This window comes from Parvibaculum sp. (assembly GCF_035325945.1).
Taxonomy (GTDB): Bacteria; Pseudomonadota; Alphaproteobacteria; order Parvibaculales; family Parvibaculaceae; genus Parvibaculum.
This window is the reverse complement of record NZ_DAOKYX010000049.1, coordinates 4,984-10,637: the sequence shown is the minus strand read 5'-3', so window position 1 is coordinate 10,637 and position 5,654 is coordinate 4,984. Positions and strand designations below refer to the sequence as shown.

The following is a 5,654-nucleotide window of genomic DNA, read 5'->3' as shown; positions in this document are numbered from 1 at the left end:
TTCGAGGCGAGCGAGCATCCGGTCATTACCCGTTCGCGGCACAGGGAGGGGCTCAGGGCTTGCGTCGAGGCGCTGGACCGGGCGCTTGACGCGCTTCGGGCGGGCAGGGCGACGGAACTTGTGGCGGAGGATCTGCGGCTCGCCGCCCGTTCTCTCGGCCGGATCACGGGCCGCGTCGATGTCGAGGATCTTCTAGATGTGGTGTTTCGGGACTTCTGCATCGGCAAATAATGTTTCACGTGAAACAGAGTCCAGGCTCATGCAGGCCGAACCGCCATCCGCCAGAAGGGAATTAGCGAAAGGCTTTGACCGGCAGGACGGGCTGACGGTAAAGCTCTTGCGCCATGGTCCGTAAGAGGCGGTGAAATGGGCATTTCGTATTACGATGTCATTGTGATTGGCGGCGGCCATGCGGGCTGCGAGGCGGCGTCGGCCGCGGCGCGGACGGGTGCGCGCACGCTGCTGCTCACCCATCGCATCGACACGATCGGCGAGATGTCCTGCAATCCGGCCATTGGTGGCCTCGGCAAGGGGCATCTCGTTCGGGAAATCGACGCGCTGGATGGGCTCATGGGCCGGGTCACGGATGAAGCCGGTATCCAGTTCCGGCTTCTCAACCGGCGAAAGGGCCCGGCCGTCCGAGGCCCGCGAGCCCAGGCCGACCGCAAACTCTATCGCCGCGCCATGCAGGCGGCGATCCTCGGGCACCCCAATCTCGAAACCGTGGAAGGCGGCGTCAACGACCTCCTGATGGATGGAACCTCGGTCGCCGGGGTGGTCACGGAGGATGGGCGCGAGTTCCGGACGAGGCGCGTGGTTCTGACCACGGGCACCTTTCTGCGCGGAATGATTCATATTGGGACGAAGCGCATTCCGGCCGGGCGGGTCGGGGAGGCGCCGGCGCTCGGCCTGTCCGACCGGCTTTACGGTCTCGGCTTTCGGCTGGGGCGGCTCAAGACCGGTACCCCGGCTCGGCTCGACCGAAATTCGATTGCCTGGGATGGTCTCGAAATCCAGCCCGGCGACACGCCGCCAGTGCCATTCTCCTTCCTGACGCGGGAGATCACGACGCCGCAGGTCGATTGCCACATCACTCGGACCAGCGAGGCGGCCCACCGGATCATTGAGGAGAACCTCAAATATTCGCCGGTCTATTCCGGCCAGATCGAAGGCATCGGCCCGCGGTATTGCCCCTCCATCGAGGACAAGGTGGTGCGCTTTCGCGAGCGGCAGAGCCACCAGATCTTCCTTGAGCCCGAGGGTCTGGACGACGACACGATCTATCCGAACGGCATTTCGACCGCTTTGCCGGAGGAAGTCCAACTCGCCTTCATGCGGACCATTCCGGGCCTTGAAGAGGTACGGATTTTCAGGCCGGGCTATGCCATCGAATACGACTATATCGACCCGCGCGAATTGCGGCCGACGCTCGAGACGAAGAAGGTCGAGGGCCTCTATCTAGCCGGGCAGATCAATGGAACCACCGGCTATGAGGAGGCGGCAGCGCAGGGGCTGATCGCCGGAGCCAATGCGGCCCTGGCCGAAAAGGGCGGGGGACCGCTCGTCTTCGACCGGGCTCAGGCCTATCTCGGCGTGCTGATCGACGATCTCATCACGCGGGGCGTCAGCGAGCCTTATCGGATGTTCACTTCGCGGGCGGAATACCGGCTCACGCTCCGGGCCGACAATGCCGATCAGCGGCTGACGGGGATCGGGATTGAGAAGGGGCTCGTGGGCGAGGAGAGGGCGGCGCATTTCGCCGCGAAGATGGAAGCGCTCGGCGCGGCGCGTTCCCTTGCGCGGACGCTTCGGCTGACGCCGACAGAACTCGCGCGACGTGGCTTTCGGATCAATCAGGACGGGGTGCCGCGGAGCGCGGCGGACCTGCTGGCCTATCCGGACATTGCTCTCGCAGATGTTCAGGGACTGTGGCCGGAACTCGCGGAACTGGCGCCGGATGTCGCCGAACAGCTCGAAATCGACGCACAATATGCCGGCTATCTCGATCGGCAGGAGGGGGACATCCGCGCCTTCCGCAAGGATGAGGGGTTGGCGCTGCCCGCCGATCTCGATTATGCGGCAATCCCCGGACTTTCGATCGAGGTTCGCCAGAGGCTCGCCCTGGCAAAGCCCGCCACCTTGGGGCAGGCGGCTCGGGTCGATGGCGTCACGGCGGCCGCGGTGACGACGCTGCTTCTCCATGTCAAACACGCCGCTCGGCATACAGCTTGAGCAGTAGGGCTTGGCATGACCCAAGATGTAGTGCAAGTCATTGATGCGGAATCCTTTTCGGCTGCATTCGCTGTTTCACGTGAAACAATGTCGCGATTGCAGACCTATGAATCCCTTCTGCGGAAGTGGCAGAACTCCATCAATCTCGTCGCCAACTCCACTCTTGGCGATGTCTGGCGGCGGCATTTTCAGGATTCCGCCCAGCTTGTCGCCATGGCGCCGGAAACCGCGACCCGATGGCTCGATCTTGGAAGCGGCGGGGGCTTTCCCGGCCTTGTCGTGGCCATTCTTCTCCGCGACAGGCCCGGCTTCTCGATGCATCTCGTCGAAAGCGATCAGAGGAAGTGCGTTTTTCTTCGGGAGGTTGCCCGGCTGACCGGCGCGCCGGTGACGGTGCATGCCTGCCGGATCGAGGATTTTCGGCCAGCGGAGGGCTTGCAGCCCGACGTCATCAGCGCCCGCGCCCTGGCGCCGCTCGAGAAACTGCTTCAATGGGCGTCACCTTTCTGGGGAAAAGCCACGATCGGGCTGTTTCTCAAGGGGCAGGGCGCCCCGGATGAATTGACGCAGGCGGCAAAAAAATGGATATTTGACCACGAAGCTATCGCCAGCCAATCCGATCCATCCGGAACGGTGCTGAAGCTTTGGGGGCTCCACCATGCAGATCCCGGAAACTGACGCGACCGCGCGCATCCTCCAGCCACAACCGACGGAAATGCGGCCGCGTATCCTGGTGCTCGCCAATCAGAAGGGCGGCGTCGGCAAGACGACGACGGCCATCAATCTGGGCACGGCGCTGGCTGCAGTCGGCGAACGGGTGCTGATCGTCGATCTCGACCCGCAGGGCAATGCCAGCACCGGCCTCGGCATCGGCAGGGCGGAGCGCAAGGTCTCGGCCTATGACGTGCTGATCGGATCGGCGCTGATCGAGGATGCGGTCGTGCCGACCAAGGTGCCGGGCCTCGATATCGTTCCGTCCACCATGGACCTGCTGGGCGCGGAGCTGGAACTTGCCAGTGTGCCGCGCCGCTCGCACCGCCTGCGCGACGCGCTCGCCCGGATGCCGCGAAACGGCAAGGCCCGGGACGGCAGCGAGAAGGAAGCCGCCATGACGGCGCGGCCCTATACTTATATTCTCATCGACTGCCCGCCTTCGCTCAATCTCCTGACGATCAATGCAATGACGGCCGCAGACGCGATCCTCGTGCCGCTGCAATGCGAATTCTTCGCCCTGGAAGGTCTGAGCCAGCTTCTGCGGACGGTGGAGCGCGTGAAGTCGAGCCTCAATCCCCGTCTCGATATTCAGGGGATCGTGCTGACCATGTTCGACCAGCGGAACAAGCTCTCCGATCAGGTGGCGTCGGATGTGCGCCAGCATCTCGGGGACAAGGTCTATCGGACGGTCATTCCGCGCAATGTCCGCATTTCCGAGGCACCGTCCTATGGCAAGCCGGCGCTGGTCTACGATCATCGCTGCGCCGGCAGCAAGGCGTATATGAAGCTCGCCTCGGAGCTGATCCAGCGCGAGCGGGCCCTGCGGCGGAATGCGGCCTGAAGCGGGCGAAGGCGGCTACATTAAGAAAATTCGTTAATGCGCTGAAAGGGTTTGAAAACCCGGTCATACGCGGTAGTGCCGAACCCGTCATCACCTGAAACGGGTGCCGGACAAGATTAGGGAAGTCGGCGGCTGGTGAAGGGGAATCCGGCCATACCGGCAGGAATGCCGTCGAAAGACGAGAGGGACATGATGATGGCAGAGGAATCTCCGAGCCGGCTTGGGCGCGGCCTCGCGGCACTTATCGGCGACGATGCCGCCTTCGCGCTTGGCGATGCGGGCGCGCCCGCTCCGCGCGGCGTCCGCGAAGTGCCGATCGAGTTCCTTCGCGCCAATCCGTTCCAGCCGCGCCATGTGTTTCGCGAGGAGGAACTGGTCGATCTCGCCAATTCCATCCGCGAGAAGGGCATTCTGCAACCGATCGTCGTGCGGCCGGTGCAGGGGGCCAGCGATGCCTATGAGATCGTCGCGGGCGAAAGGCGCTGGCGGGCGGCGCAGAAGGCTCAGCTTCATCAGGTTCCGGTCATCGTCAAGGAACTGACCGACGCCGAATCCCTCGAGATCGCCATCATCGAGAACGTGCAGCGCGCCGATCTCAACGCGATCGAGGAAGGGCTGGGCTATGACCGGCTGATGCAGCAGTTCCAGTATACGCAGGAACAGCTTTCGAAGCTGATCGGCAAGAGCCGCAGCCATGTCGCCAATACTCTGCGCCTCCTCGGCCTGCCGCAAGCGGTGCGGAACCTCGTCGAGGATGGCAAGCTCTCCGCCGGCCATGCGCGCACGCTGATCGGCGTGCCCAATGCCGAAGAGCTTGCCCGCGAAATCGTCGCCAAGGGCCTGAGCGTGCGCGATGCGGAAACGCTGACGCGCAAGGCGACGACCGGCTCCGAAGCGCCGCGCCGCAGCGCCTCCGCCTCGTCGGAGAAGGACGCCGACACGCTGGCGCTCGAACGCAACATCTCGGATCAGCTCGGGCTCAAGGTCGAGATCAGCTTCGCGGGTGAGAAGGGCGGCGACGTGCGCATTCACTACAAATCACTCGAGCAGCTCGACGAAATCTGCCGCCGTCTCGCCGGCCGAGGCAATCCCCGCATCAACGGCGCCGACTGAGCGCCGCCGATCAGCGCCGCCCGCCCGCCCGCGCGGCCTGGGCGATGCGCATGAGCACCTGTCCGCAGATCGCATCTTCGGGCAGGCCCGTGGTCTTGCACTGAAATTCAGCCTCCATGGCGAGTTCCATCGCCTTGCCGAGCTTGCGTCTGTTCCATAATCCAAGCTGGCGGCGCAAAAGGGCCGCGCGGCTGAAGTGAACGGGCGGGCGCATCGCACGGATCGCCACATCGGCGGGTGTGCCCGTCTCCATTTCGGCCAGCACAAGGTGAAGCTGTTGCAGGCGCCGCGACAGCGCATTGACGAGGGCGACCGGGCTCGTATCCGCGCCGCGCGCGCGCAGAAGCGCGAGGTCGAGCGCGGGCAGATCGCCGCCCAGCGCCGCGTCCACGGCATCGTCGAGATTCGATTCCGAATTGTCGCCCACCGAGACACGCACATCGGCAAGGGCGACATTGCGCTTTGCGCCCGCTTCGGCCGGACCCATGTAGAGACAAAGCTTGTCGAGCTCGTTCATCGTCACGCCACGATCGCTGCCGAGATTGGCGATCAGATATTCGAGCGCGTCGGGCTCGATGCCGAGGCCGTCCTTCGCCAGCCGTTGCCGGATCACATTCTCAAGCGCGCCGGCATCGTCGGCATAGCAGGGAAGGGCGGCGGCATTGCCGCGATCCTCGAAGAGCTTGCGCAGGCTCGAACGCGGTCCGAGATCGCCCGCCTCGACGATTACGAGCGCGTCGCCCGAGGGATCGTC

General features: G+C 64.4%; 5 protein-coding genes and 1 pseudogene. 5 read left to right on the top strand and 1 reads right to left on the bottom strand.

Features of this window, described 5'->3' with window-relative positions; all coding sequences use genetic code 11:
• The 5 genes and pseudogenes from PKA57_RS14505 to PKA57_RS14485 all read left to right on the top strand — a co-directional run.
• Positions 1 to 231, top strand: a pseudogene (locus tag PKA57_RS14505) (tRNA uridine-5-carboxymethylaminomethyl(34) synthesis GTPase MnmE); the annotation flags it as partial.
• A 135-nt stretch (positions 232 to 366) separates the two neighbouring features.
• Positions 367 to 2,232, top strand: a complete 1,866-nt coding sequence (mnmG, locus tag PKA57_RS14500; RefSeq protein ID WP_324301796.1) for a tRNA uridine-5-carboxymethylaminomethyl(34) synthesis enzyme MnmG — start codon at positions 367 to 369, stop codon at positions 2,230 to 2,232.
• Positions 2,233 to 2,247: 15 nt separating this feature from the next.
• Positions 2,248 to 2,910 (top strand): 16S rRNA (guanine(527)-N(7))-methyltransferase RsmG, encoded by a 663-nt coding sequence (gene rsmG / locus PKA57_RS14495; protein WP_324301794.1) that lies wholly within the window; start codon positions 2,248 to 2,250, stop codon positions 2,908 to 2,910.
• Between the two features lie 37 nt (positions 2,911 to 2,947).
• The gene (locus PKA57_RS14490) at positions 2,948 to 3,787 is read left to right on the top strand and encodes a ParA family protein (RefSeq protein ID WP_324301798.1); all 840 of its coding nucleotides are present in this window, start codon (positions 2,948 to 2,950) and stop codon (positions 3,785 to 3,787) included.
• Between the two features lie 189 nt (positions 3,788 to 3,976).
• Positions 3,977 to 4,900, top strand: coding sequence for a ParB/RepB/Spo0J family partition protein (locus PKA57_RS14485; RefSeq protein ID WP_324301792.1), 924 nt, complete (start codon positions 3,977 to 3,979; stop codon positions 4,898 to 4,900).
• A 10-nt stretch (positions 4,901 to 4,910) separates the two neighbouring features.
• Here PKA57_RS14485 and holA read toward each other — a convergent pair.
• Positions 4,911 to 5,654: DNA polymerase III subunit delta (gene holA / locus PKA57_RS14480; RefSeq protein ID WP_324301790.1), on the bottom strand; the 744-nt coding region annotated here is incomplete at its 5' end.

What these genes read in the sequence shown, in the direction of transcription:
- rsmG (WP_324301794.1), top strand. Translation starts at nt 2,248, where the DNA reads ATGACCCAAGATGTAGTGCAAGTCATTGATGCGGAATCCTTTTCGGCT.
- PKA57_RS14485 (WP_324301792.1), top strand. Translation starts at nt 3,977, where the DNA reads ATGATGATGGCAGAGGAATCTCCGAGCCGGCTTGGGCGCGGCCTCGCG.
- PKA57_RS14490 (WP_324301798.1), top strand. Translation starts at nt 2,948, where the DNA reads ATGCGGCCGCGTATCCTGGTGCTCGCCAATCAGAAGGGCGGCGTCGGC.
- mnmG (WP_324301796.1), top strand. Translation starts at nt 367, where the DNA reads ATGGGCATTTCGTATTACGATGTCATTGTGATTGGCGGCGGCCATGCG.